Source organism: Bacteroidota bacterium, assembly GCA_013696965.1.
GTDB lineage: Bacteria > Bacteroidota > Bacteroidia > JACCXN01 > JACCXN01 > JACCXN01.
In genome coordinates this window covers 24,294-49,773 of record JACCXN010000019.1, presented here as the reverse complement: position 1 = coordinate 49,773, position 25,480 = coordinate 24,294, and the positions used below count along the sequence as shown (strand labels likewise).

16 protein-coding genes are annotated in these 25,480 nt (G+C 35.7%); 8 read left to right on the top strand and 8 right to left on the bottom strand.

The genetic code is table 11. The features are described 5' to 3' along the window. Positions 1–462 precede the first annotated feature (462 nt). A complete protein-coding gene (locus tag H0V01_03165) occupies positions 463–3,408 on the bottom strand; it encodes an SBBP repeat-containing protein (GenBank protein MBA2582370.1) in 2,946 nt (981 codons plus the stop codon). 202 nt (positions 3,409–3,610) lie between these two features. On the opposite strand from H0V01_03165, the gene H0V01_03160 reads away from it, so the two are divergent. From H0V01_03160 to H0V01_03150, 3 genes are all read left to right on the top strand, one after another. After that, positions 3,611–6,898, top strand: coding sequence for a T9SS type A sorting domain-containing protein (locus H0V01_03160; protein ID MBA2582369.1), 3,288 nt, complete (start codon positions 3,611–3,613; stop codon positions 6,896–6,898). A gap of 36 nt (positions 6,899–6,934) precedes the next feature. Further along, positions 6,935–8,611, top strand: coding sequence for a T9SS type A sorting domain-containing protein (locus H0V01_03155; protein ID MBA2582368.1), 1,677 nt, complete (start codon positions 6,935–6,937; stop codon positions 8,609–8,611). A 613-nt stretch (positions 8,612–9,224) separates the two neighbouring features. Beyond that, complete coding sequence (locus H0V01_03150; protein ID MBA2582367.1) at positions 9,225–9,941, top strand: methyltransferase; 717 nt, start codon at positions 9,225–9,227, stop codon at positions 9,939–9,941. A 34-nt stretch (positions 9,942–9,975) separates the two neighbouring features. On the opposite strand, the gene H0V01_03145 is transcribed toward H0V01_03150, so the two are convergent. Further along, a complete protein-coding gene (locus H0V01_03145) occupies positions 9,976–11,310 on the bottom strand; it encodes a saccharopine dehydrogenase NADP-binding domain-containing protein (GenBank protein ID MBA2582366.1) in 1,335 nt (444 codons plus the stop codon). 219 nt (positions 11,311–11,529) lie between these two features. Further along, positions 11,530–13,353, bottom strand: a complete 1,824-nt coding sequence (htpG, locus tag H0V01_03140) for a molecular chaperone HtpG (GenBank protein ID MBA2582365.1) — start codon at positions 13,351–13,353, stop codon at positions 11,530–11,532. Positions 13,354–13,978: 625 nt separating this feature from the next. Between htpG and H0V01_03135 the strand changes: the two genes are divergently transcribed. Continuing rightward, positions 13,979–14,893 (top strand): WD40 repeat domain-containing protein, encoded by a 915-nt coding sequence (locus H0V01_03135; protein MBA2582364.1) that lies wholly within the window; start codon positions 13,979–13,981, stop codon positions 14,891–14,893. Positions 14,894–14,979: 86 nt separating this feature from the next. After that, positions 14,980–15,513 carry a hypothetical protein gene (locus tag H0V01_03130; GenBank protein MBA2582363.1) on the top strand — a complete coding sequence of 178 codons (534 nt, stop codon included), beginning with the start codon at positions 14,980–14,982 and terminating at the stop codon, positions 15,511–15,513. Between the two features lie 49 nt (positions 15,514–15,562). Here H0V01_03130 and H0V01_03125 read toward each other — a convergent pair whose 3' ends face one another. From H0V01_03125 to H0V01_03105, 5 genes are all read right to left on the bottom strand, one after another. After that, complete coding sequence (locus H0V01_03125) at positions 15,563–16,480, bottom strand: hypothetical protein (protein MBA2582362.1); 918 nt, start codon at positions 16,478–16,480, stop codon at positions 15,563–15,565. 4 nt (positions 16,481–16,484) lie between these two features. Continuing rightward, on the bottom strand, positions 16,485–17,477 hold the full coding sequence (locus tag H0V01_03120) for a S1/P1 Nuclease (GenBank protein MBA2582361.1): 993 nt from the start codon (positions 17,475–17,477) through the stop codon (positions 16,485–16,487). 98 nt (positions 17,478–17,575) lie between these two features. Continuing rightward, positions 17,576–18,316 carry a 2-phosphosulfolactate phosphatase gene (locus H0V01_03115; GenBank protein MBA2582360.1) on the bottom strand — a complete coding sequence of 247 codons (741 nt, stop codon included), beginning with the start codon at positions 18,314–18,316 and terminating at the stop codon, positions 17,576–17,578. A gap of 18 nt (positions 18,317–18,334) precedes the next feature. Further along, on the bottom strand, positions 18,335–19,417 hold the full coding sequence (gcvT, locus tag H0V01_03110; GenBank protein ID MBA2582359.1) for a glycine cleavage system aminomethyltransferase GcvT: 1,083 nt from the start codon (positions 19,415–19,417) through the stop codon (positions 18,335–18,337). 160 nt (positions 19,418–19,577) lie between these two features. Then, positions 19,578–22,001 (bottom strand): M1 family metallopeptidase, encoded by a 2,424-nt coding sequence (locus H0V01_03105; GenBank protein ID MBA2582358.1) that lies wholly within the window; start codon positions 21,999–22,001, stop codon positions 19,578–19,580. A gap of 586 nt (positions 22,002–22,587) precedes the next feature. Here H0V01_03105 and H0V01_03100 point away from each other — a divergent pair. Genes H0V01_03100 through H0V01_03090 form a run of 3 tightly spaced genes read left to right on the top strand, consistent with a single transcriptional unit; the run spans position 22,588 to position 25,476 of the window. Continuing rightward, positions 22,588–23,136, top strand: a complete 549-nt coding sequence (locus H0V01_03100; GenBank protein MBA2582357.1) for a hypothetical protein — start codon at positions 22,588–22,590, stop codon at positions 23,134–23,136. After that, the gene (locus tag H0V01_03095) at positions 23,133–23,339 is read left to right on the top strand and encodes an RNA-binding S4 domain-containing protein (protein ID MBA2582356.1); all 207 of its coding nucleotides are present in this window, start codon (positions 23,133–23,135) and stop codon (positions 23,337–23,339) included. The genes H0V01_03100 and H0V01_03095 overlap by 4 nt, the downstream gene beginning before the upstream one ends. A gap of 7 nt (positions 23,340–23,346) precedes the next feature. Further along, positions 23,347–25,476 (top strand): RNA-binding transcriptional accessory protein, encoded by a 2,130-nt coding sequence (locus tag H0V01_03090; protein ID MBA2582355.1) that lies wholly within the window; start codon positions 23,347–23,349, stop codon positions 25,474–25,476. Positions 25,477–25,480: the final 4 nt, after the last annotated feature.

Below are 25,480 nucleotides of genomic sequence, written 5' to 3'. Positions count from 1 at the left end.
GTATATAATTTATTCGTTTTTAATTTTTCCTTTAAGGAACTCAAGAATGCTAAAGCATTTGTTTTTTAACTGTCATCCCGATTTATCGGGATAGCCATGGTTATATTCATTAGCGTTTGTGAACGGTTCGTGCATGGCTATTTCATATATATATAATTTATTCGTTTTTAATTTTTCCTTTAAGGAACTCAAGAATGCTAAAGCATTTGTTTTTTAACTGTCATCCCGATTTATCGGGATAGCCATGTTATATTCATTAGCGTTTGTGAACGGTTCGTGCATGGCTATTTCATATTAAAAAACTCTTTTAATCAAGGCTTTATTATTTTGCAATTTAAATTAGATCAAATTTGCTGATAGCACCCACTACTGATGGAAAATTTTTGTTTGCATTTAATAATTTTCAAAAAAAGCAATAATAAATTAATGATTTTGAATTTAGTATATCCTTGCTACTACTTGTTACCTAATTAATGTAACATCTCCCTTTTTAAAAACCCTTTGCCCGCTTTCCAGCATGGCATCCACCATAAAAACATAAACAGCAATAGGCGCTGCTTCGCCTTTATAGCTGCCGTCCCAACCCTGGCTTAAATTGTTGCTTTCAAAAACCTTTTCGCCCCAGCGGTTGTAGATGAAAAATTGCACATTTTTAATTCCTTTGCCCCGCACATAAAGCACATCATTTTGGCCATCTCCGTTGGGAGAGAAGATGTTTGGAATGTAAACATGTAAATCCTCATCCACAAAAACGGTAACGGAATCCCTTGTGAAACAGCCGTTTTCAGCAGTTGCCATAAGATAATATGTTGTTGTTTTTGCAGGCGCTGCCAAAGGGTTTTGGCAATTGCTGCAACTAAGGCCAATATTTGGGTACCACGAATAGGAAACCCCTCCGCTTACTTTCAGTGGAGTGGAGGTGCCTTGTAGAATTGTGGTGTCTTTTGTTTCAACAAAAACTTCAGCGGTATGGATGCTTAGGTCAATTTCAATAATGCTATCACAGCCGGCAGCGTTGGGAATGATAGAAGTGTATTTACCACTTTGGGTGTAGGTTTTGCCATCTGGGGTGGTGTAGGTATTGCAGGCAGATTGGGTGATGTTGGATTGTGTGGAGTTAAGGATGGTAAGCTTGATGGTAAGGCTTAGGACGCTATGGTTGCCACATGCTTCATGATTAGGAAGTTCAGTTGTATAGATTCCGCTGTTGGTATAGGTTATACCATCCGGTGCGGTAAAGGAGTTGCAGGTAATTTCTGTAAGCTCTTTGGTGAAAGGACAATCTACAAATTTTACTAAAAAAGCATCATAAACTCCAAATGTGGCCTGGTGCGCCCCTATGGTGGCGATGGCATTGGCGGAGTTTGTATAACCTGCCAAATACACATTGCCGATTCCATCCATCGCACAGGACCTGCCAATATCATATCCACTGCCACCGTAATAGGTTCCCCATTGCCGGATGCCCTGGCTGTTGAACTGAACCAGAAAGGCATCACCATAACCTCCATACGTGGCCTGGTGCGCCCCAGGAGTGGCGATGAAATTGTCGGAGTATGTCACACCTGCCAAATACACATTGCCGCTCCCATCCACCGCACAGGAAGAGTCCCAATCCCATCCACTGCCACCGTAATAGGTTCCCCATTGCCGGACGCCCAGGCTGTTGAACTTCGCCAAAAAGGCATCACAATCACCTCCTAATGTGGCCTGGTGCGCCCCCGGGGTGGCAATGGCATTATCGGAGTATGTATTACCTGCCAAATACACATTGCCGCTCCCATCCACCGCACAGGAAGAGCCCCATGCACTTTCACTCCCTCCATAATAAGTTCCCCATTGCCGAACACACAGGCTGTTGAACTGAACCAGAAAGGCATCATAATAACCTCCAAGCGTGTCCTGGTGCGCCCCCGGGGTGGCGATGGCATTGGCGGAGTATGTCCCACCTGCCAAATACACTTTGCCGCTGCCATCCACCGCGCAGGAATAGCCCCAATCATCTCCAATGCCACCATAATAAGTTCCCCATTGCCGGACGCCCAGGCTGTTGAACTTCACCAAAAAGGCATCACGATTACCTCCAAGCGTGACTTGGTGCGCCCCCGGGGTGGCGATGGCATTGGGGGAGTATGTATCACCTGCCAAATACACATTGCCGATTCCATCCACAACACAGGAATAGCCATAATCATATTCACTGCCACCGTAATAGGTTCCCCATTGCCGGACACCCAGGCTGTTGAACTGAACCAGAAAGGCATCCCATTTTCCTCCAAACGTGGCCTGGTGCGCCCCCGGGGTGGCAATGGCATTGTCGGAGTATGTCCAACCTGCCAAATACACATTGCCGCTGCCATCCACCGCACAGAACCAGCCATAATCAGTTCCACTGCCACCATAATAGGTTCCCCATTGCCGGATGCCCAGGCTGTTAAACTGAACCAAAAAGGCATCACAATCACCTCCAAACGTGGCTTGGTGCGCCCCTGCAGTGACAATGGCATTGGCGGAGGATGTAAAACCTGCCAAATAAACATTGCCGATCCCATCCACCGCACAGGAAAGGCCATTATCATATTCACTGCCACCGTAATACGTTCCCCAAACTCGTACCACAGGGTCAATCAAGAGTGCAAGTTCGGGCTTGTATGCTTCAATTTCAAAGCCCCAGGTGTTTTTGCCAAACTGCTTCCAGCGGCTTTTCAGTTCCTTTCCTTCCTGAAATACTTTAGGTGCGCTTTCAGCTATGATTCCAAGAGGTGTTTCTAAAAGTAGGTTGCCTTCTTTGTCGAGCTTTGCTTGTGTTCCTGTAATTTTTATTTTTATTTGTTTGTAATCGGCACCGGGTGAAATGAGGTAGTCGTATTCTATACTGTTTCCCGTTCCATAGTAACGCACATCAATGCCCGGGTAAATTTTCTTTAGCATTACCTCTTCATAATCCCTTACCTCTAAAATTCCATCTTCTGCATAAGTTACATTGTAGTAATTAATATAACCGGGGAGTTCTTTGTTTTTTTCTATTTCCGGTTTTTCGTTTGCACCTATCCAATGCATATCCACCCGGTAAAACTCGGTTTTTTCCACTTCTTTTTCGGACATTAATTTATTAGGGGGAAAAAGGGAATCCTTATCTTCTTTTGTTTTCCAATGCAGCCTTTTCAACTGATGTGAAATGCCTTTGGCTGTAATGCTTAATTGCTGTTGCGGACTAATGCCCATTGCAAGTACATCGGGGCGTGGGTTGTAATGCCCATCGTGGATCTGGCCTTTGTTTTCGGTGAAGTAAACTGCCGGCTTTGCTATTGCAAATTCCTGGGTCTGCGAAAGTGCCGGCTGTGGCTTTTGAGCCAAAACAGAAAACATTACTCCTATTGATAATATGATGGTGAAAGCAGCCTTCATGCTAATATTTTTGTTGGCAAAGCTTTAAGTTAAGAAAAATTGGGGAGAGATGGAAGAAGTTCTTCAACTGTGGAAAAATCAAAATTTGTGAGCATTTATATCCTCATCTTTTAATTTTCAAACACTTAAACCACCAGTATTCTTCAAGATACCTGTTTTGGCTTCAGGCTTGTTTTTACCTTTTTTTATTAAATGAGGTAAAATGAAAATTTTATTACAAAAATTAGTATTCCTGGCTTTTATGGTCATTGCCAACTGTTCCTTCGGACAGTATTGGGAATGGGCAAAGGAGCTGGAAATAACCGGCCATCCCAGGCAGTTGGATATAGATACTTTTGGAAATATTTATATAAGCAGTTATAATTTCAATCATAACAACAATTTACATATTCATAAATACTCAGCCGCAGGAAGCCTATTGTGGCATAAAAATTATAACCAGTTAGGGGGAGTTGCAAAAGCTGATATTTCGGGAAATTTATACGTTACAACTTCCAGGCAGGATACTTGTAAATTAACAAAGATTAATGCCATTGGAATTATACAGTGGAATTTATTTATAGAGGATACTGCGAATTTATCTATGTCCTCTCCATATATCGATTATGACCAAAACATCTGGATAACAGGAAAAACAAATGCCGGAACAAAATTAGGTAATATCACATTTAACAATAACGGATTATTTGCTGCCAAAATTTCTCCTGAAGGCAAGGTTTTAAAAACTTTCCAGTCTGAGGAAGGAGGTGAGGGTTGGAGTATTGAAGTAGATGGACAAGGAAAGGCTTATGTGATGGGAGGGTGTTTTAAAACTTTTAGATTAAACAGCGATTTTAGCCAAACCTGCTTTGAACCTTATGGCAATTATTTTTTATTAGAATTTAACACTGATTTAGAACCCATTTGGATTAAAAATTTCGGCACCAACTTCAGGCCGAGTTATAGTTTTTTCCGTGTGGCAAAAGATGGCAGCATTTTTCTTGCTTCCGCAAGTTCTTTTAGCATTCAAAAACTTTCACCAGAAAAAGAAGAAGTTTGGTGGGCAAGCCTGGGGAGAGGAAGTTGTTATGACTTAGATATAGGGCCTGATGGATATATTTACCTTTCAGGCCGGGGTACTGACAACAATTTAAATACTCATTTTGCTTCAAGGCTGGCACCAAACGGTGCAATGTTAGACACTTTTTATGTCTCTGCAAAAACTACAGACATTTATGGCTATAAAATAGCAACAGATAAGAATGGCATTGTCTATTTCTTTGGTAGCTTTTCAGGGGAATTGAATTTTGGAAACACAAAACTTAATAGTAATAATGGACACTTGTATTTAGCCAAAGCAAATAGTCAATATCCTCATCCGGAATTCCTGTATGACACCTCCGCTGTTTGTCAGGCACATAAAATCCGTTTTTTTAACAGAAGTTTAAATTATCAGACATTAGAATGGAATTTTGAAGGAGGCATTCCTTCAAGTTCAACAGAAACTAATCCTGTAGTTGAATTTCCTGCTCCCGGATTAAAGAAGGTAAGTTTAAAGGTAAATAAAAACTCCCATTCAGAAACTTTCGAGAAAGAGATACTTCTTCATCCATTACCAGAAAAACCAGAAGTATTAAGAGATGGTAATTATTTAATTTCCTCTACTCCTACCGGGAATTCCTGGTGCTTCGAAGGAAGTTTAATTCCAAATGAAAAAGAAAGTTCTTTATTACCTCCAGAAACCGGAAATTATCATGCGAAATACACAGATAAAAACAATTGTGGTATTCTTTCAGAGCCTTTTTATTTTGATTTAAATCTTTTTTCTCAAAATCCTCCGGCAGAAGCAAAGGGATTTGAAAAGCTCTTTTTTAATGAAAATTCTTTTGCCATAATAAATGAAATCATTCCTAAAAATGACAATACATTTTTTGCTTTGGGCAGTTTCGCTCCACAAGGAACGCATAATAGTTTTAATTTTATTCTCGAGTTAAATGAGAAGCTGGAAATAAAAAATAAAATTACAATACCAGGTATTGGCCAGATAAGCAAGGCATTATTAACAAGTAATTCAGAATTTATAATAGCTCAATATAATCGCATCATTGGTATTAAGAATGGGAAAATCTCATTTTCCAGGCAATTATTCAGAAAAGGAAGTGATTCCTGGGTTTTTATATCAGATATAGCAGAAAGCCCAAATGGTTATATAATCATTGGATCTGTTTCACTGAATCAGTTTATTTTAGAAGTAGATAAAAAAGGTAAAATCATTTGGCATAAATTTATAAATCTTAGCCGGTTTACTACTTTAAATTCCATTGAGAAAGCTGGAAATGATGGTTATATTATTTCTGGTTTTAAGACCAGAGATATTAAAAATTTCTTATTAATGATAGATTTGGAGGGCAATGTAAAATGGATGAAGATGTATGAGAATCTGGGTCCTTCATTTCATATATCAAAAGTAAGAATGACACAAGATGGAAATTTCATTTCTTCTGGTGTAACTAAACCTGTTCTAGGCACAAGTCCAAACGATATTTATTTATTAAAAACAGATAGAAACGGGGAAATAATATGGGTCAAATCATTCGGTACCGCAAACAATGATGAAATTCTGGATTTAAAAATTGCAAAGGATGGAGGTTTTCTGATTAGCGGGTTTACTAATGATTTTTTGACTAATGAAAATGCCTATTTAATAAAAACGGACAGTGAGGGCAATTTTCTTTGGAGCAAAACATTTGGTGGAAAAGGTTTTGAAAGAGCTTATACGGTAAATGAATTAAAGGATGGCAGCATTATTATAGGAGGCGCATTTGAAATGCATCATCCTCGAGCTAAAGCTTACTTAATAAAAACCGATGAAAACGGGAATACCGGTTGTAGCATTAAAATGGTTAATACCCGGGAGAAGGAGATTATTACCAGAACAAATCCAGGTTTTGCTAATCCAACTAATGGTGAAATTAAAGATTCAATTATCAATATTGACTTAACACAATTAATCCTTGAAGATTCTACATTATGTAACTGCACTTATCAAAATCCTCCTAATATTACTGTAGAGGACAGTACTTTATACTCCAGCAAAACCTACGGCAACCAATGGTTTAAAAATAATAATCCTTTGGAAGATGAAACAGGTTACTTTCTTTCTTTAAGCGGCAATGGCAGCTATTTTACAGCGGTAATGGACACTGTCGGCTGTGCTTTAAAATCAAATACAGTAAAAATAGGTGAGATAACTGGAATTGAAGAATTGTCAACATTAAACATCTCAATATTTCCGAACCCTGCAGGAGATAGATTTACCATTCTGCTTGAAGATAAATCAGGCTCAGTTAACATAGAAATATTTGAATACTCGGGCAGAAAAGTATTTGAAAATAAATTTTCTTCAGGGGAGGAAATAACAATAGATATCAATGCTTTTTCACGAGGCATTTATTTATTGAAAATTAATTCCGGAGAAAAGGTGGCCAAGGCAAAACTGATGGTGAAATAAAGTAGCTGATTATTAAGTGAATTTATAAATGAAAAAATGAAATATACCATATTTCTGGCTTTTACGATCATCTGTAACTTCTCCTTCGGCCAGTATTGGGAGTGGGCAAAGGAGTTGGAATTTAATGAATATTCTTATTCAATGGATGTTGATGATGAAGGGAATATTTTTATTCAACCTTACACAAATAATAAAGATGCGGAATTATTTAAATTTTCAACTCAGGGCGAAGAATTGTGGAAAAAGAAGTTAGATGGGATTGGTGGGGATTTTAGCATTTGCCCAAATGGTAACTTGTACATGACTACCAATAAAAATGATGGCAAAGAGTGGATTTTATCAAAAATTGATAATAATGGCGAAGTAAAATGGAATAAAACCTTTTCAGGCCAAAAATTGATAAGAATGAGTAAAGCCCATGTAGATAAAGATTTAAATATCTGGATAACTGGCCATGCACATGAAGGAGCAAGCTTTGAAAACCATTCCTTTTCAAAAGATGGATTGTATATTTTAAAAATTTCTACCGATGGGAATTTGCTGCAGGTTTACCAATCTGGAATGGGAGGGACAGGATGGTCAATTTCAACGGATTCATCAGGGCATGTGTATATCATGGGCGGATGTGTCGGAGAATTTGTTGAGCCAGAAGGTGATAGGTATGGTGAATTATCCTTAGGTAATGGATTTAAGTTAGAATGCCCCGGATATTATGGAATATACTTTATGGCTGAATTTAATGCTGATTTAGAGCCGGTATGGCTTTATGATTTTGGAACTCCTTTTAGGGCACCATTTGGACTACCAGTAGTTACTAAAGATGGAACTATATTTATACCATCAGGTTTCGGGCTTTATAGGTTTTCAAAAGAAAGAAAACTTGAATACCTCTCTGGTATAAATTGCATAGGTGGACTTAAAGATGTTAGCATTGATAAGGATGGAAATTTGAATGCGATTGGCCAGGGCTTGGATTATAGTTTAACGCCAGTTTACCTCGGCCTGAAATTCAACCAGGAGGGAGATATATTAGACACTTATTATATTACAGGAAATCATTATGTAGATGGATACAGGATTCGAGCTGATGGCAATAATAACCTTTACTTCTATGGAAGTTTCTATCAAAAAGCCACATTTGGGCCATTTACATTTTCAAATGACAAAAAGGGCATTTTTATAGCCAAAGCAAACCAATATTATCCCTATGCTGCCTACGTATCCGACACTTTAGAAAGCTGCAATGAAATCCAATTCTCCAGCCAAAGCCTCAACTATACTTCTCTGCACTGGGAATTTGAGGGCGGTTTGCCGGCTAGCTCAACTGAGGCAAACCAAAAAGTATATTTTTCAGAAGAAGGCAGAAAAAAGGTTTTGCTGATCGCAGAAAATCAGAATACCAGAGACACAAGTATGGTTTTCATTGAAGTTTGTGAAACAGAAGATGCCGGCTTAGCGGTTAAAGAAATACTTTCAGGAGGGTTTGCCATATTTCCAAATCCGGCAAAAGGCATTGTAACCATAAAAACAAATATTACTTCAGAACCAATTTCTATTGAGCTTTTTGATATTTCAGGTAGAAAAGTAATGGAACGCAAGCATCAGAGAGGCAGTAATATCAAAATTGACATCAGCCATTTAGGCAAGGGCATTTACTTTCTGAATGTTAAATGCGGAAATGAGGTATGGAGAGAAAAACTGGTGGTGGAGTAAAAAATTAATAAGATGAAAAAACTGATTTTACAGGCTTTTATAATAATGGCCAACTTCTCCTTCGGCCAGTATTGGGGGCTGATTTTGGCTTTTCCTGTACCAACAGCGGAATTTTTACAACTGAAGTTCTATTTCCTGGCCGGAAATATGGACATAAAATATTGCCGCTAAAAAAGTGAAGACTACCCTCATTTATAAAAAAGCTATAACCTTAATTTAAGGAAAAATAGTGAGGAATGAAAATTCGGATAGCGAAAACTTAATATCAATTTTAAGCAAAAATGTTCACAAAGCTGATGGCGGGGTATCTGACCAAAACACTAAAATCAGGCTAAGAGCAATTCTGATGAAAAATTAAAAAAGTTTAATTTTTCCTTTCCTTAAATCTCAGTCCCCCATTTTTTTCATCAGCACTGAAGCATTTAAACTTTTACAAATGCCGGGATCTTGTAATCAAAAAACAGGCGCTGAATTTAAGTCTCCGGGGTAACTTTTCGGTTGTTATATTAGATTTTAAAATATTTTGAATCCTTTAGATAATGGAAAAAAACTTTCAGAACCAGAAGGGTTTTTTATTTTTACACTATAAACTAAAGTAAAGGGTTATAATCCAATGGCAGAAAGCACATTTCATTTTAAGCAATTTTCAGTAAAACAGCACGCATGTGCCATGAAGGTAGGTACAGATGGAGTTTTACTGGGTGCATGGACTGATGTTGAAAACACATTTAACATACTTGATGCAGGTTGTGGAACAGGATTAATTGCATTAATGCTGGCACAAAAATGTATTGCTCAAATAGATGCCATTGATATTGATGAATCGGCAGTTAAACAGGCTGCTAATAACATCCAGGAAAGTAAGTGGAAAGAAAGAATAGAAGTTTTTCATACTTCACTACAAAAACAATCCGAATTTTTACCAAATAAATATGATCTCATCGTTTGCAACCCTCCCTTTTTTCACAATGCCTTAAAACCAGAAAATGAAGCACGTGCCAATGCCCGTCATAGTTCCCTTTTACCTTTTAATGATTTAATTGATTCTGCATTTAATTTATTGAACCCCGTTGGAAGATTATCACTAATAATCCCAATAATTGATGCCGATTCTCTTATAACCATGGCAACTGCAAAGGGATTTTATATTAAACGCCAGTGTACGGTAATTCCAAAACCAAATAAAATTGCAAAGCGATTACTGATTGAATTTTCTAAGCTAAAAGTTGAAAATCTGGAGAAGCAAGAATTGATTATTGAAAATGAACAAAGGCATCATTATACCAATAAATACATTTCGCTTACCAAGGATTATTACCTGAATTTTTAGTTCTTAACCTTCAGCTTAATTCATTGAGCTAAACTTAAAAGTATTTTTCATTGAAATTAACCCCATATTCTTCCAATTCTTTTAATACTGGGAGGTAAATTTGCTTTGTAACTGGTATTTGCACTCCTGTGAGTTTTATGGTACCGTTTAAGATCATTTTTGTTGCAATGGCAATTGGCAAGCCTACGGTTTTAGACATAGCAGTATTTACTTTATCTTCTCCTGTAACAACCATTGAGGATTCTACAAATTTATCCTGTCCGTTTAATTCATAAATGAACTTATGCCACATAACAATCATATCCTTATCCTCGGGTTGAAGTGTCCATTTTCGTTCGAGTATTTGCTGCAAAATTTGAGCAGGGGTTGCATTTTTAAGCCCGATTTTAATATCTTTATAAATATCAAGCCATTCAAGCTTATTGAGTACTTCAACATCATCCTGATCAAGTTTCATATAATGCATTAGTTTTAACTCCACTGAATCACTTTCATGAAATGCAAGAAATGAATTAATGAATTCCCTGTAGGTCATATGTTCCGAATTTCCTATGGTATAAGAATCATCTGTTGCACCTAATTGAACAAAAATATCCCAGGCCCTACAGAAACCCGGACGTCTGAAAGTTCCCCTGTAAATAGTTTTCACATCCTCTAGCCCGTATACTTCTCTATATTTTAAGGAGTCCCTGTTAGCATAACCTTCAAATTTTCCGTAACCTTCAATTTCTACTATCTCGGTTCTTCGGAATATTTTTGTGTAAGGAATGTATTTGTACTTGTTTTCTTGAATAAACTTTACTACTCCCTGCCCGGCTAAAACAACATTGCGCGGGTTCCAACTGAATTTATATTTCCAGGGATTTTCCTTTTCTGCTTCAGGAGCAAGCAGGCCGCCTGTAAAAGATTCAAAAGAAATAACTTTTCCACCCTTGTCTCTTATTTCATCAACAATTTTCATGGCAGACATATGATCAATGCCCGGGTCAACACCTATTTCATTCAATAACAGAACTCCGGCTTGATTTGCTGCACTATCCAATGCTTTCATTTCCTCAGAAACATAGGATGCAGTTACCATGTTTTTTTTAAATCTTATGCAGTCTTTTGCAACAGAAATATGCATATGGGCCGGTAGCATAGAAATAATAATATCTGCCTCTTGTATTTCTTTCTCCCGTTGATCATTATTAAAAATATCAAATTCAAGAGCAATTCCTCTACTATGATTTTTCACTTTAGCCTGTGCAAGCTCCAGGGATATGTCTGCAACAATCAACTGCCAGTTTTCGCTAATACTGTTTTTAAGGATGTAATCAATCAGTGAAGATGCCGAACGGCCTGCACCAATTATTAATATTTTTTTCATTCTGAGCCTGTAATTTTACTTGAGTGGTAAAAGAAATATTTAATTGATCAAAATTAGAATTAATTAATGAGTTAAGAGAAAATTAAGGTGTTTAATAAAAAAAAATGCAAGAAATTCTTATTTTCAAATTTTAGGTTTTATCCATTAATATAAAAATGGGCATACCTCCTATAATTTGAGATATGCCCATGAGTATTCATGTCAAAAAAAAACGAATTGTTAATCAATTAATTCAACGCTTCTTCTTACAAAATTTGTTAAATCCTCACCTTTTAACATATTTTGTGATAAAAGTGCAAGATCAGTAACTTGCTTGCTAAGTTTCTTTTGGGTTTCTTCGTTTTTTTCATTCAAAATTCGTGAAATCAAAGGATGATTAGCATTTACCACAAGGTTAAACATCTCAGGCATCATTCCTCCAAACATACCACTACCACCGCCACCAACAGCCGACATATCCTTCATTCTTCTCATAAATTCAGGTTGAGTGATAATCATAGGATGATCCTTTTCACTTAAATTCTCAAACTGAACCATAAATTTCTCTTTTGGAAGCTGTGATTCAATAACTGGTTTTAATTTTTCTTTTTCTTCCTCCGTAAGTTTTGAAACAAGATTGTCTTCTTTTTTAATTATGTTGTCAATAATATCGGCATCAACTCTGGCGAAAGATGATTTTTCCAGGTGCTGTTCCAATTTCCCAGCAATATGGCTTGATAAAGGAGTATCCATAAGCAATACATCATAACCTTTTTCTCTTGCGGTTTCAATAAATGAATGCTGATCAGAAACATTACTGGAATATAGATATACCAGATTCTCATTTTTATCTGTCTGGATGGTTTTAATTTTTTCCTTATATTCTTCAAAAGAAAAATATTTCCCTTCTGAATTTTTCAATAAAGAGAATTTGATTGCGCGCTCAAAAAACTTTTCATCGGACAACATTCCATATTCAATGAACAGTCTGATATCATCCCATTTTTGTTCGAAATCTGCCCTGTTGTTCTTGAAAAGATCTTCCAATTTATCAGCAACTTTTTTTGTTATATGTGAACTGATTTTTTTTACATTGGAATCGCTCTGCAAATAGCTTCTTGAAACATTCAAAGGAATATCAGGAGAATCTAAAACTCCATGCAAAAGGGTTAAAAAGTCAGGTACTATACCTTCTACTGAATCAGTCACAAATACCTGGTTGGAGTACAACTGAATTTTGTTTTTTTGTACTTCAAAATTGTTTTTCAATTTAGGAAAATACAATATTCCTGTAAGATTAAAAGGGAAATCAACATTCAGATGGATATGAAAAAGAGGGTCTTCAGAGAAGGGATATAATTCTTTATAAAAATTTTTATAATCCTCATCACTTAAATCTGCTGGTTTCTTGGTCCATGCTGGTTTGGTATTGTTAATTACCTTGTCTTGAAATTTAATTTCAACAGGAAGGAATTTACAGTATTTATTCAAAATGGTTCTAATTCTCTCTTCTTCCAGAAATTCCTCAGAGTCTTCTGCAATATGCAGGGTAATTTCTGTACCTCTTGTTTTACGGGTGGAATCAGTAATTGTATATTCAGGGGAGCCATCGCATTCCCATTGTACAGCTTTTGTTTCGGGGCCTTTTTTGAAAGTTTTTGTGTTTATAATAACTTTCGAAGAAACCATGAAAGCGGAATAAAACCCAAGTCCAAAATGACCTATAAGGTTTGCTTCATTTTTCTCTTTGTATTTTTGCACAAATTCCTCTGCACCTGAAAAAGCTATTTCATTGATGTATTTATCAATTTCCGCTTTTGTCATTCCAACTCCATTATCTGCAATTGTGATTGTTTTTGCTTCTTTATCAACTTTAACTTCTATCAAAAGATCCCCTACTTCGTCCTTAAATTCGCCCATTGAACCTAATGATTTTAACTTCTGGGATGCATCTACCGCATTGGAGATCAATTCCCTTAGAAAAATTTCATGGTCAGAATATAAAAACTTCTTAATTATTGGGAAGATGTTTTCTGTATGTACATTAATTTTACCTTGTTGCATTGTATTTTCTTTTTAAAATTTACACTATTTATATAACGCTGCTGATTTCCAAAACTTGTGCCAAGGAAAAAAACTGACAAAGTGGCGGTAAATTAGAATTCCAGGTACACAGAGAATGAGAAAATTTAATATTCACGCAAAGAGCGCAAAGGTTAAAATTTACGCAAAGTCGCAAAGGGTTTTTACATGGAGTTTGCAGGGAGTGAAAAATAATTAGGGGAGGGAATGAAAAAATATTCACGCAAAGTGCGCAAAGGTTATAATTACGCAAAGTAGCAAAGGGTTTTTTCTTAAAGCTGGAAGGAGTGAAAAATATTTACGGAAAGGAATGAAAAAATTATAAAAAAAATATTCACGCAAAGAGCGCAAAGGTTAAATTTACGCAAAGTCGCAAAGAATTTTTGCTTAAAGCTGCAAGGAGTGAAAAATATTTACGGAAAGGAATGAAAAAATTATAAAAAAATATTCACGCAAAGAGCGCAAAGTTTATATAACCCAAAGTCGCAAAGGATTTTTGTTAGAGGATTCTTTGAATTTATTTAAACAATATTAATCGTGGAAATCAGTAATTAAATAAATGAATAAATTTGCAATAATTAACTTTGTATAAAACAGGAAAAGGGGAATGGGATTTTCAATTCAAAAACTGGCACAATTAACTGGTCACTCTAGTTCTGTATATGGACTTTGTGAGGGTCCAACCTCTAATATTTTCTTTTCCGGCAGCAGTGATGGTGTAGTAGCAGAATGGGATATGGAAAATACAGAAAAGGCAAAAATTGCAGTAAAAATTGAAACTGCCGTTTATTCTGTTGAATTTATCAGGGAAAAGAAAATTCTTTTAATTGGAAATGGTATAGGGGGAGTTCATATAGTAGATTATATTCAAAAAAAAGAAATAAAACTTTTGCAACTGCATAAAGCCTCTGTTTTTGACATTAAATATTCCAAAAAAAACAACTGCTTTTATACTGCCTCCTCTGACGGTTCAATTGCTATTGTTAGCATGGATGATTATTATACTGTACAAATTAAACTTTGTCCAGAAAAAGCAAGGCAGCTTAATTTAAATCTCGATGAATCTCTATTGGCTGTTGCCTGTGGTGATGGCTCCGTTCGAATTTTTAACACCCTTACATTTAAACAGGAAAATACAATTACTGCTCATAATTTATCTTCTAATGCTATATGTTTTCATCCTGATAAAAATTTATTAATAAGCGGTGGTAGGGATGCCATTGTTAACATTTGGGATATTAAACAGGATTACGAATTGGTACAAACCATTCCAGCCCACAATTATGCCATATACAGTATTGGATTTAGCCCGGATAAAAAACTTATGGCAACAGCCAGTCGGGATAAGACGGTTAAAATATGGAATGCTGAGAGTTTCGATTTAATTAAACGACTTGATAATAAAAGCAGTAAGGGGCATTTAAATTCTGTAAACCGATTAATGTGGGAAAAAGAAACAGGGAAACTTATAACTACCGGAGATGACAGAAGCATTATTTTATGGCAGGCATTCATGGAATAAACCGTCTTTTTTTGTTTAATCTATACATTTTTCTGAATTAAAGGTTAATTTAGTTTTGTAAACACATCAAACCAAATATTAAAAAAATGAAAAAACTAATCATTCTCTCTGCTTTTCTTTTTTGCTTCACTATAATTTCCTGTAATGAATCCGTTAAAGAAAATGCTGTAGTTAATAAAGAAGATGCAATTGAGTACAATGATTTTTTGGCAACATCAATTGATCCGGTAATTACAAAAATGCTCGATTTCGAGGAAGCTCTTTTTGTTGCTGATAATGAAAAAATAAAGGCATTGTATGCTGAACTTATTTCTATAACCCTGGAAACAAGAAAAAAAATAAGTGAGAGGCCTGCTTTTGACGGCAATGAAACATTCAAAAATTCATTGCTCGAAATCATGAACTTCTATACCACAGTTGCCGAAAAAGATTATAGCCGGATTATTCAATTAATAGAATCAGAAAATGAATTATCACAAGAGGTATCAGATAAAATAGAGGAAATACTTACAACTATTTATGACAGGGAAAATGAGTATTATATCAATTTCGAAAAAGAGGTAAGTCTTTATGCCAAAAAATACAACCTTGAGGTAAATGAATTGAATGAATCTTATTAGAAATTAATTCTTGATTTTAGCCCTAGTAATTTTTTAAGCAAAAGATCTTCTATTTTTTAATCCTTTCATAAAAATACAACTTTGGTATTTCATCTCCTACTTTTTCACTTAGTGTGAAATAGCCTGAGGCATCAACCTTCCAAGCTATTGCCTCTCCTTGTGGTTCAACAAAATAAGGCAATCTTCGTGGAGTTCTCTTAAGGGCCTTTTGAATTGTTTCCTTCTCTTTTCTTTGCCAATAATAAATATCTGTATAGGTTTTTATGAGTATTTCATTGCCATCTACCGATATATCACCAGCTACAGCTTGCTGTATGTCTATTGTTGTAACATGTTCCAAGGTTATAACCTCTGATAAGGATTGTGGATAAGAGGCCAAATAGACATTAACAGCCGCCTCTTTTTTAGAAACAATAAAAATATCAGCAGAATTGGGGTCAACAAAAATTGTTTCAGCATCTTTATTACCATCAGGAAAACGAAAAGAAATTATTTGAGCATCACGCACATTTGATTTAATAGGGAAATAATTATGCATATTAAGATCCGGTTCAGGGAAACGATAAATCTGTTTTATCTCTATTAAATCGTTGTTATCACCTATATCGGCAACATAAATATAATTTACTCCCTTCTCAGGGCCTGGTCCTATTGCAATATCTTCCCAATCTCTATTTTCAGTTTTTTTTATATTGAAAACGCCTTTATGCCTGCCATAAAAATCAATCAAAAAAAGTCTTGATTTATCACCACTATCATTGTGTACCCATATTAAATCAGGATTACTCCTGCTAACTACCATTCCCGATGCCTCATTTATTTCAGGGTTTTCAAGGGCACCCATTTCTTTTGCTTTTTCGAAACGAGGGCCTGAATTAACCTTAGTATAGGCCACTTCAATAACCTCATTGCATTTCCCAAATAAAAGAGTAAAATAAAGCAGGCAGATGTAAAATAATAAATTCATCCTTTTATTCGTGTTCTTTCGTAGTTTTCACCTTGCCTGTCTTCCACATTTCTTCCTCCTCTGCAATTTGTTTTTTTAACTGATCGGTAGTTTCCTTGTCAAGTAAACGTTTTAAATCTGGTTGTCCTGCATTTACCCATGCAGTGTACCAATAACTTCCAACCATAATAATGGTTTGCCGCATACGTCTTTCTACCATACCATTTAACTTTTGATCATAAGCCTTTGAATATTCTGCAGAATATACTTTCATAAGTGTTGCCCCTCTGTTTTCAAAGCTATATTTTTTATCCGTAGGAAATGTTTCATTTAATTCTGCTTCAAACAATAAAACAGAATCTTTGGCTGCAAAACTTGCCTTTACTATATTCCATGCTGTTTCCAATGGATCCTCAATATAATTTGCCTTGCCAACGAAAAAATCGTAATTATCAGAATAAAGTTCAGGAAGTCTTGATTCCCAAAAACCATGAATCCCTTTTTGATTGGTTAACTGGCCATTGTAATTTTCAGTGGTATGCAAAGGAACATGGGCATCTCCAATATAATGGCCAAGATCCGCTGAAGTTCTTAAAATCTTATTTACATTTTCCTCCCTGAAAGCATCAGTAAGTCTTCTTACCATAACATCAATGTGCCAGGGAACAATACCGTTTGCCCTTAGTGTATCTTCTGAGAATTTAGCAACTGCATCTTTCCATTTCCTGGGAATAACCTCAAAAGGATTGTCACCATATTTATAATATCTGTCCACATCAATAAAGTGCCTTTCTGCTTCACCTTCAACTGCATACCTTCTTTTATCAGGGTCAACTGCATGTTCGGTAACAAATTCAATATGGTGTTTATAAAAACCAATCATATTTGGAGGAAGGGTAAAAACTGCTATCCTGTTGATGCGTTTATGAGCAAAAAAACCCCAGGAATAAAGCACACCATAACTTAAAAAAAACAGCATAAATGCTAAGGAAAAAACATAGAACAGCTTCTTTTTCATAAAAACAGGTGTATTATTCAAATTATGTTTACTCTTCTATGTGGATCTTTTTTTAACCCAACAGCTAAAATACCCGCCTATTAATTCTATAATTTCAATTATATATTTTCAAAAACAGGTTGCAATTTAACGATTTCCTTGCCTTTAAGTATGGGAATAACGGGGGCAATGTCCAGTTCTAAACAATACATGATATCTTTTTCCAGGTTGAGTTTTTCAAGCCTTTTACGGTGCGATGAATATTCAAGAAATTTAAACAGATTATTTTTACCTGAAGTATAAAGATGCAATGCGGCTTGGGTTGTATCACAAGCATTGGAATAATTTCCTGATAAAAATAATTTTTCTGCCACAGCCCCTGCAAACAAAGTATCTTCAAGATTAAACTTGTTTTTCCATCCGGCACACAACAAAACTACATCACGATCCTGTTTAATCAACCACTGGGCTAAAACAGAAAGGTTAAGAAAAGATCCGATTACCACTTTGTATGCATCCTTTGAAACCTCAATTGCTTGGGTACCATTTGTTGTTGTTAGAACTATTGTTTTACCCACTATTTCCTCATTCATATAACTGAAAGGTGAATTTCCGAGTTCAAATCCAGGTACAACTTCACCGTGCCGTTCTGCGGCAGCTATAAATCCTTTTGATTTATATGCTTGTGCTTCCTCCACTGTTGCAACCGGAATAATTGAAGCGGCTTGATGAAAAAGTGCAGTGCAAATGGCTGATGTTGCTCTAAAAACGTCAATAACAACAACTATTGCCTTATCATTTTTAAACAAGGGATAGGAAACAGGGGAAAAACAAACTTCTAACGAATGCTTTGTTGTCACTATAATTAATATTAAAGGTTAATTCTTAAAAAAAGGCAATTTAACAACTGTGGCTTTAATTGCTTTGTCCCTGATTTTAATAAATATTTCAGTATTTGGTTTAGCAAACGAGGATTCCACATAACCCATTCCGATTGCTTTACTGAGTGAGGGGGATTGAGTTCCGGAGGTTACTTTTCCTATTGTTTTACCAGTTACATCAATAATTTCATAATCATGACGCGGAATGCCTCTATCTACCATTTCAAAACCTATTAGTTTTTGAGCCACACCGGTATTTTTCTGATTTAAAAAATCCTCACTTTTAGTAAAGGATTTTGTAAATTTAGTTATCCACCCCAAACCTGCTTCTATTGGGGAGGTGTTATCATCAATATCATTGCCGTAAAGGCAAAATCCCATTTCAAGTCTTAAAGTGTCTCTTGATGCAAGCCCTGCTGGTTTAATACCATATTTTTTTCCAGCTTCCATTACAGCATCCCAAATTTTGGGTGCATCCTCATTTTTTACATAAATTTCAAAACCTCCGGCCCCTGTATATCCGGTTGCAGAAATCAAAACGTTATCAACACCGGCAAATCTACCTTTTGCAAAAGTATAATAAGCCATGTTTTTCAAATCCAAATCGGTAAGGCCTTGAAGCGCCTGTGCAGCAAGAGGACCCTGAACAGCAAGCAAGGATGTTTCTTCAGAAATATCTTTCATTTCTACATTCGCTGTGTTGTGTTTTTTAATCCAATTCCAATCTTTTTCAATGTTTGAAGCATTTACAACCAACATATAAGTATTGGCTTCTATCCTATAAACTAATAAATCATCCACAATTCCACCTTTATCATTTGGCAGGCAGGAGTATTGAATTTTACCATCAACAAGCATGGAAGCATCATTGCTGGTAACCCTTTGAATAAGATCAAGTGCATTATCCCCTTTTAATATAAACTCTCCCATATGTGAAACATCAAATACACCAATGGCTTGGCGCACAGTTAAATGTTCATCAATAACACCTGAATACTGAACTGGCATTTCATATCCTGCAAAAGGAACCATTTTAGCTCCAAGAGCCACATGTTTATCGTATAATGCTGTTTTTTTCATTTTAAATATAAAAGGTTAGTAGAAGTATATCTTCCGAATATATGTGTTAAAAAAGTATTAAAAAATGTTGATTAAAATCATTTAAAAAAATACAAGGAGGTTTCTCAGACCTCAATTCATTGCTAAGATTTGCAAAAATAAAAAAAATATTTTCTTCAGTTTAATTCAAAATCCCATTTGCTATATCCTTTCGGTGATCTTCCCATTTATTTTGTTCAATATAAACTGCAACCATATTCTTACAAACTGACTGATTGCAAAAATGTTTTAAACATTCTAATGCAGCCCCGCTTAACTTCCTGTTCGGTGAAAAAGAAGCCTCAAAAAGATTTTCCATTAAAACTGAATCAAAATGGTTTAACCTTTTTAAAGCTGCCATGGCATTTGATCTTGTAATAAATTCATAAGAATTTGAAGTCAATGAAACTAATTCATCCAAGTGCTTTTTATTCAATGGAGCTGAAATTTCCAGCCATTTAACTTTAACATTTAAGCCTCTTGTTCCAAAAGAACCTTCGGTTAATTTAAGATATCCGGCCTTTTTATCAACAAATTGTTCGCATAGTTTTTCTAAAGCAAGAGCTTGGATATCATAGGAAGAATCCATCAGTAGCTGTTCATAATCCTTTAATAATACAAGAGGTAATTTAGTAGTATTCTGAATTACACTTTGCCTTACCTCTGCATCCCTATCCTTTAATGCTGCTATAATTAAACCAGTACTTGTTTTATCATCAGCATTAATAATTTGTGAAATTATTTCGGACTTAACTGCATGGAATTTCTCAGTCTTAAAAATTTGATTGTATAAGTCAATTTTTTGGTCCACAGAAATTTTCCTTAAGGCCACAACGGCATCATACCTATCAAGCATAAAGGGAGCTTTTAGGGCCTGAATTTTCAGCATTTCTGTTGTTTTTTGAAAAGACACCTGTTTTATTACTTGGTTATTTGGGTCAAACAAGGCAAAAGCAACTTTTTTGTTTTTGGGATTTCCTATTCTAATTGTGTGTTGCTGTTTCTCAATCCAAATTCTCTGGCTGTCTTTTGAACCATCTAAATAATGCACTTCAAATACAAAGGGCATTTTAAATAAACCTGTCTTATCATTTGTTTCATGTATTTGAGTTATATCAAATTCAGAAAAAGCCTCACCAGCAGCTAATTTAATTTCCCTGAATGAAACAGAGTAATTTGGTTCTCCTCCTTTATAAATCCATTGATCCCAGAACCAGTCAAGGGACAAGCCAAGGGTTTCATGAAAGGCAATTAGCAAATCATTTGAGTCCACATTTTTGTAGGCATGTTTTTCAAGATAATGTTTAATTGATTTGTTAAAGGATTCACGGCTTGTTACGTATTTAAGCATTTCCAGCACTACAGCTCCTTTTGGATACCATCTTGAAGTACCTGCCTCACTGTGGGCAATGGGTAATTTATCCTTTTTTGATGCAGCAAGGGCAGAGTTTTCTGAATTTCTTCTTTTCCAGTCAAAATGATCCTGGCCAAAAACTACTCGCTCAAACATCATGTTGTAATGGGTAGCGAAGCTCTCCTGAAGCCATAGATGAGAGGAAGTTCTGGCGGTTATCATATCACCAAACCACTGGTGAGCAAGTTCATGAGCATTTGTGCCAACGTAATTTTTATCTAAATAGGAACGGGAATCCACAAAACTAAAATCGCCAAACAAAGTAGCTGTAGTATTCTCCATTGCTCCATACATAAAATCCTGAACGGGAATTTGTGAATAGGATTCCCATGGATAAGGGATACCTATTTCTTTTTCAAAAAAGTCCATCATCTGCTCACTATACTTATATGCATGCTCAAACCGATCTTCCCATTCAGGATAATACCAAAAATTCATTGGAACACCTGATTCAGATTGTTTTTGTTTAATAGCATATTCACCAATTCCTAGCATAATCAGGTAAGTAGCATGAGGATTTGACATTTTGTAATGCCATGTTTTATTGCCATTGCCATTATCTTTCTCCCCTAATTTTATCCCGTTTGATAATACCTTATACCTGGCATTGAAATTCACAATTATCTCCGTGGTAAGTTTATCGTTTGATTCATCGTAACAAGGTATCCAATGTCTGTTATCGATTCCCTGACCCTGAGTCCAAATTTGTTTACGACTTAAATTATTCGGATCGTTCCAACCAATAAAATAAATTCCCTTGCGGGGATAAGCTTCATAAACAAGGGTTAGGCTGTCATTTGTGCCCCATTTTAATGGTTGTTTGGGATAAATGGTAATTCCCTGGGGATTCATTTTAAAAGTAACAGCTTTGCCATTTAAATTTGCCTCTTTAATTGTTATTCCCGGGGCATCAAGAAATATTGAATCAACCTGGGACTGTATGGGTTGAAAAAAATGAGTTACCTTGCCTTTAACAAGGCCTATTTGTGGCTCAAACTCAACCTCTAGGCGCATATGCTTCATATCAATATTATGCTCTCTTGGAGTGAGTTCCTTATCAACACTATATGATCTCATCTTCTCCTGTGCTACCACATTAGCTGAAAAAATTACTGTTAAAGTAAATAGGAATAATTTTATTTTGATGTTCATGATTTTATTAAAATAGTAAATAATTAAGGGATAATCAGCAAAACTAAAAATAATGAAGCATTAACACTAAATATAATACCATAAAGATTTCTTTTATTTTAAAGCTTAATTACATTTGTGGCTATTAAAATACTATTTACCCGTGGCGTCCCGGTAAATTGGGATGACCTTTAATAATCAAATGCTTTAGCATTCATGAGTTCATTTAGGAATAAAAAAAACGAATAAAATCCATACATATGAAATAGCCATGCACGAACCGTTCACAAACGTTAATGAATATAACATGGCTATCCCGATAAATCGGGATGACCTTAAAAAACAAATGCTTTAGCATTCTTGAGTTCCTTAAAGGAAAAATTAAAAACGAATAAATTATATACATATGAAATAGCCATGCACCAAACGTGCGCAAACACTAATGAATATAACATGGCGTATTCCATATGACCTTTTAAAAACAAATTATCTACATATGAAATTGCCATCCAAAAAAAACAAATTATATACATATAAAAAAATCTTGTCTTTTTTTTATAAATAATACGAACTTTGCAATAGTATTTATTAAAAAATATTTAATCTTATGAGAAAGCTGATCTTAATATTCACTTTTAATTTAATTGCACTTGCAATTTATGCACAATCAAATCTTATTGGTAAAACATTTCCTTCTATAACGGGAGAATCATTGTCGGATAAAAATGTTACAATCCCTGAAGATTCAAAAGGAAAATACACTTTGATTGGAATGGCTTATTCCCGGGATGCAGAGAGTGATTTAAAAACCTGGTTAAATCCTGCATATAATAAATTCATTGCAAAAACAGGTTTAATGGATATGGAAATTGATGTTAATTTGTATTTTATTCCTATGTTCACAGGAACCAATGTTGCAGTTGCAGGAAAGGGCAAAAAGAAAATGCAGGAGGATACTGATAAGGAATTCCATCCACATGTGTTGTTTTACAAGGGGGAGTTGAAAACATACAAAAAGGCTCTTGAATTTGATGATAAGGATACAGGATATTTTTTCATCCTGGACAGGCAAGGGAAAATCGTTTATGCAACTTCAGGACGATTTTCAGAAAAAAAGATGGACACAATTGAGAATATATTATTGGAATCAGAATGATAAAGTTTAAAATAACAACTGAATACATAGAGTTAATTGGCCTGCTTAAAGCCACTGGTATTGCATTAAGTGGGGCAGAGGCTAAAGCAATGGTGGAAGATGGCCTTGTTAGGGTGAATGGTGAATTAGAAAACCGTAAACGGGCCAAACTAAGACCAGGCGCTAAAGTGGAAACTCAAGGTCAAATTATTTTGGTTGAATAGAAAAAAAATGAATAAAAAACATATAGATTTTTTAGCACGCACTTTAAACCTTCCTGCTTTTAAAATTTCAAGTACAGCCGACCTAATAGACTTGGGTGGCACAGTTCCCTTTATTGCCAGATACAGAAAAGAAGCAACAGGAGGCCTTGATGAGGTTCAAATTTTAGCCATCAAAGAGGGATTGGTGAAACTTTTGGAACTGGAAAAGCGCAGGGAGAGTATTCTTCATAGTATTCGTGAGCAGGGAAAACTAAGCGAGGAGTTGGAAAAGAAAATTCAAGAATCCTGGGATATTTCTGAACTCGAAGACATTTATCTTCCCTATAAACAAAAGCGAAAAACAAAGGCGGATGCAGCGCGTGAAAAAGGATTGGAACCCCTGGCCAAAATACTAATGGCACAACAGGAAAATGATCCTGAAAAACGAGCCTTGCAATTTTTGAATAAGGATGTAACTTCCATTGAAGATGCCATTCAGGGTGCAAAAGACATCATTGCAGAGTGGGTAAATGAAAACTTACAGGCTAGAGGATTAATCAGAAAACTTTACGAAAGAGAAGCTTTTGTTAAAAGCAAACTTGTAAAAGGAAAAGATGAAGACGCTATTAAATACAAGGATTATTTTAAATACGAAGAAAAATTAAGCAAGATACCTTCCCATAGGATGCTGGCAATAAGAAGGGCAGAAACTGAAGGATTTTTAAAAATAGATATATCACCTTCCGAGGAAAATGCACTTTCTGGGTTATATCGTTTGTTTGTAAAGGCAAACAATGAATCATCGGTAATGGTTGAAAAAGCCGTAAAGCAGTCCTACAACCGTCTTTTACAGCCTTCCATTGAAACAGAATTCAGGAATTCCTCAAAGGAAAAAGCAGATGATGAAGCAATAAAAGTTTTTGCCGATAACCTCAGGCAACTGCTGCTTGCCCCACCATTGGGGCAAAAACGCATTTTAGCTATTGATCCTGGCTTTCGCAGTGGATGTAAAGTTGTGTGTTTGGATGAACAGGGAAGTTTGCTTCATAATGAAACAATTTTCCCCCACAAGCCACAAGAGCAATTAAAACAAGCAGTCGCAAAAATTTACAATTTAGTTGACACCTATAATATTGATGCTATTTCTATTGGAAATGGAACAGCAGGCAGAGAAACTGAAAGTTTTATTCAAAAGCTGAAATTTAACCGGAAAGTCCAGGTTTTTATAGTGAATGAAGCAGGAGCATCTGTATATTCAGCCTCTCCTGTTGCCAGAGAGGAGTTTCCTCAATTTGATGTTACTGTAAGAGGAGCAGTTTCAATTGGAAGAAGGTTAATGGATCCTTTGGCAGAGTTGGTGAAAATTGAACCTAAGGCTATAGGTGTAGGCCAATATCAGCATGATGTGAACCAGGAAAAACTACAGCTTAACCTGGATAGCGTTATCGAAAATTGCGTAAATAAAGTTGGGGTTAATCTTAATACTGCAAGCAAACATCTTTTAACCTATGTTTCTGGCCTTGGAGAAAAACTTGCTCAAAACATAATTGATTACAGAAATGAAAACGGTGCTTTTACTTCCCGACAAGATTTAAAAAAAGTTCCCAGGCTGGGAGATAAAGCATTTGAACAAAGTGCAGGTTTTATGCGTATTCGAGGCGCAGTTAACCCCCTTGATAATACCTCCGTACATCCTGAGAGTTACTTTATTGCCGAAAAAATGGCCAGGGATTTAAAATGTACTGTTGTTGATTTAATTCAAAAAACCGAATTAAGAGAAAAAATTGATCCTTCAAAATATATAAGTGAAAAAACAGGTATGCCAACGCTTCTGGATATTTTGGCAGAACTTGAAAAACCGGGACTCGATCCCAGAACAATCATTAAAATTTTCCAGTTTGCCAAGGATATATATAAGGTGGAACAACTTGTGCCCGGAATGGAATTACCTGGAATTGTTACCAATATAACCAATTTTGGCGCCTTTGTAGATGTTGGAGTAAAACAGGATGGACTGGTGCATATTTCCCAACTGGCAGATGCCTTTGTTAGTAACCCGGCTGATGTGGTTAAATTAAACCAACATGTAAAGGTTAAAGTATTGGAAGTAGATTTACAGCGAAAAAGAATTGCCTTTACTATGAAGGGCTTAAATTGAATTA

What these genes read in the sequence shown, in the direction of transcription:
- H0V01_03165 (MBA2582370.1), bottom strand. Translation starts at nt 3,408, where the DNA reads ATGAAGGCTGCTTTCACCATCATATTATCAATAGGAGTAATGTTTTCT.
- H0V01_03160 (MBA2582369.1), top strand. Translation starts at nt 3,611, where the DNA reads ATGAAAATTTTATTACAAAAATTAGTATTCCTGGCTTTTATGGTCATT.
- H0V01_03155 (MBA2582368.1), top strand. Translation starts at nt 6,935, where the DNA reads ATGAAATATACCATATTTCTGGCTTTTACGATCATCTGTAACTTCTCC.
- H0V01_03150 (MBA2582367.1), top strand. Translation starts at nt 9,225, where the DNA reads ATGGCAGAAAGCACATTTCATTTTAAGCAATTTTCAGTAAAACAGCAC.
- H0V01_03145 (MBA2582366.1), bottom strand. Translation starts at nt 11,310, where the DNA reads ATGAAAAAAATATTAATAATTGGTGCAGGCCGTTCGGCATCTTCACTG.
- htpG (MBA2582365.1), bottom strand. Translation starts at nt 13,353, where the DNA reads ATGCAACAAGGTAAAATTAATGTACATACAGAAAACATCTTCCCAATA.
- H0V01_03135 (MBA2582364.1), top strand. Translation starts at nt 13,979, where the DNA reads ATGGGATTTTCAATTCAAAAACTGGCACAATTAACTGGTCACTCTAGT.
- H0V01_03130 (MBA2582363.1), top strand. Translation starts at nt 14,980, where the DNA reads ATGAAAAAACTAATCATTCTCTCTGCTTTTCTTTTTTGCTTCACTATA.
- H0V01_03125 (MBA2582362.1), bottom strand. Translation starts at nt 16,480, where the DNA reads ATGAATTTATTATTTTACATCTGCCTGCTTTATTTTACTCTTTTATTT.
- H0V01_03120 (MBA2582361.1), bottom strand. Translation starts at nt 17,477, where the DNA reads ATGAAAAAGAAGCTGTTCTATGTTTTTTCCTTAGCATTTATGCTGTTT.
- gcvT (MBA2582359.1), bottom strand. Translation starts at nt 19,417, where the DNA reads ATGAAAAAAACAGCATTATACGATAAACATGTGGCTCTTGGAGCTAAA.
- H0V01_03105 (MBA2582358.1), bottom strand. Translation starts at nt 22,001, where the DNA reads ATGAACATCAAAATAAAATTATTCCTATTTACTTTAACAGTAATTTTT.
- H0V01_03100 (MBA2582357.1), top strand. Translation starts at nt 22,588, where the DNA reads ATGAGAAAGCTGATCTTAATATTCACTTTTAATTTAATTGCACTTGCA.
- H0V01_03095 (MBA2582356.1), top strand. Translation starts at nt 23,133, where the DNA reads ATGATAAAGTTTAAAATAACAACTGAATACATAGAGTTAATTGGCCTG.
- H0V01_03090 (MBA2582355.1), top strand. Translation starts at nt 23,347, where the DNA reads ATGAATAAAAAACATATAGATTTTTTAGCACGCACTTTAAACCTTCCT.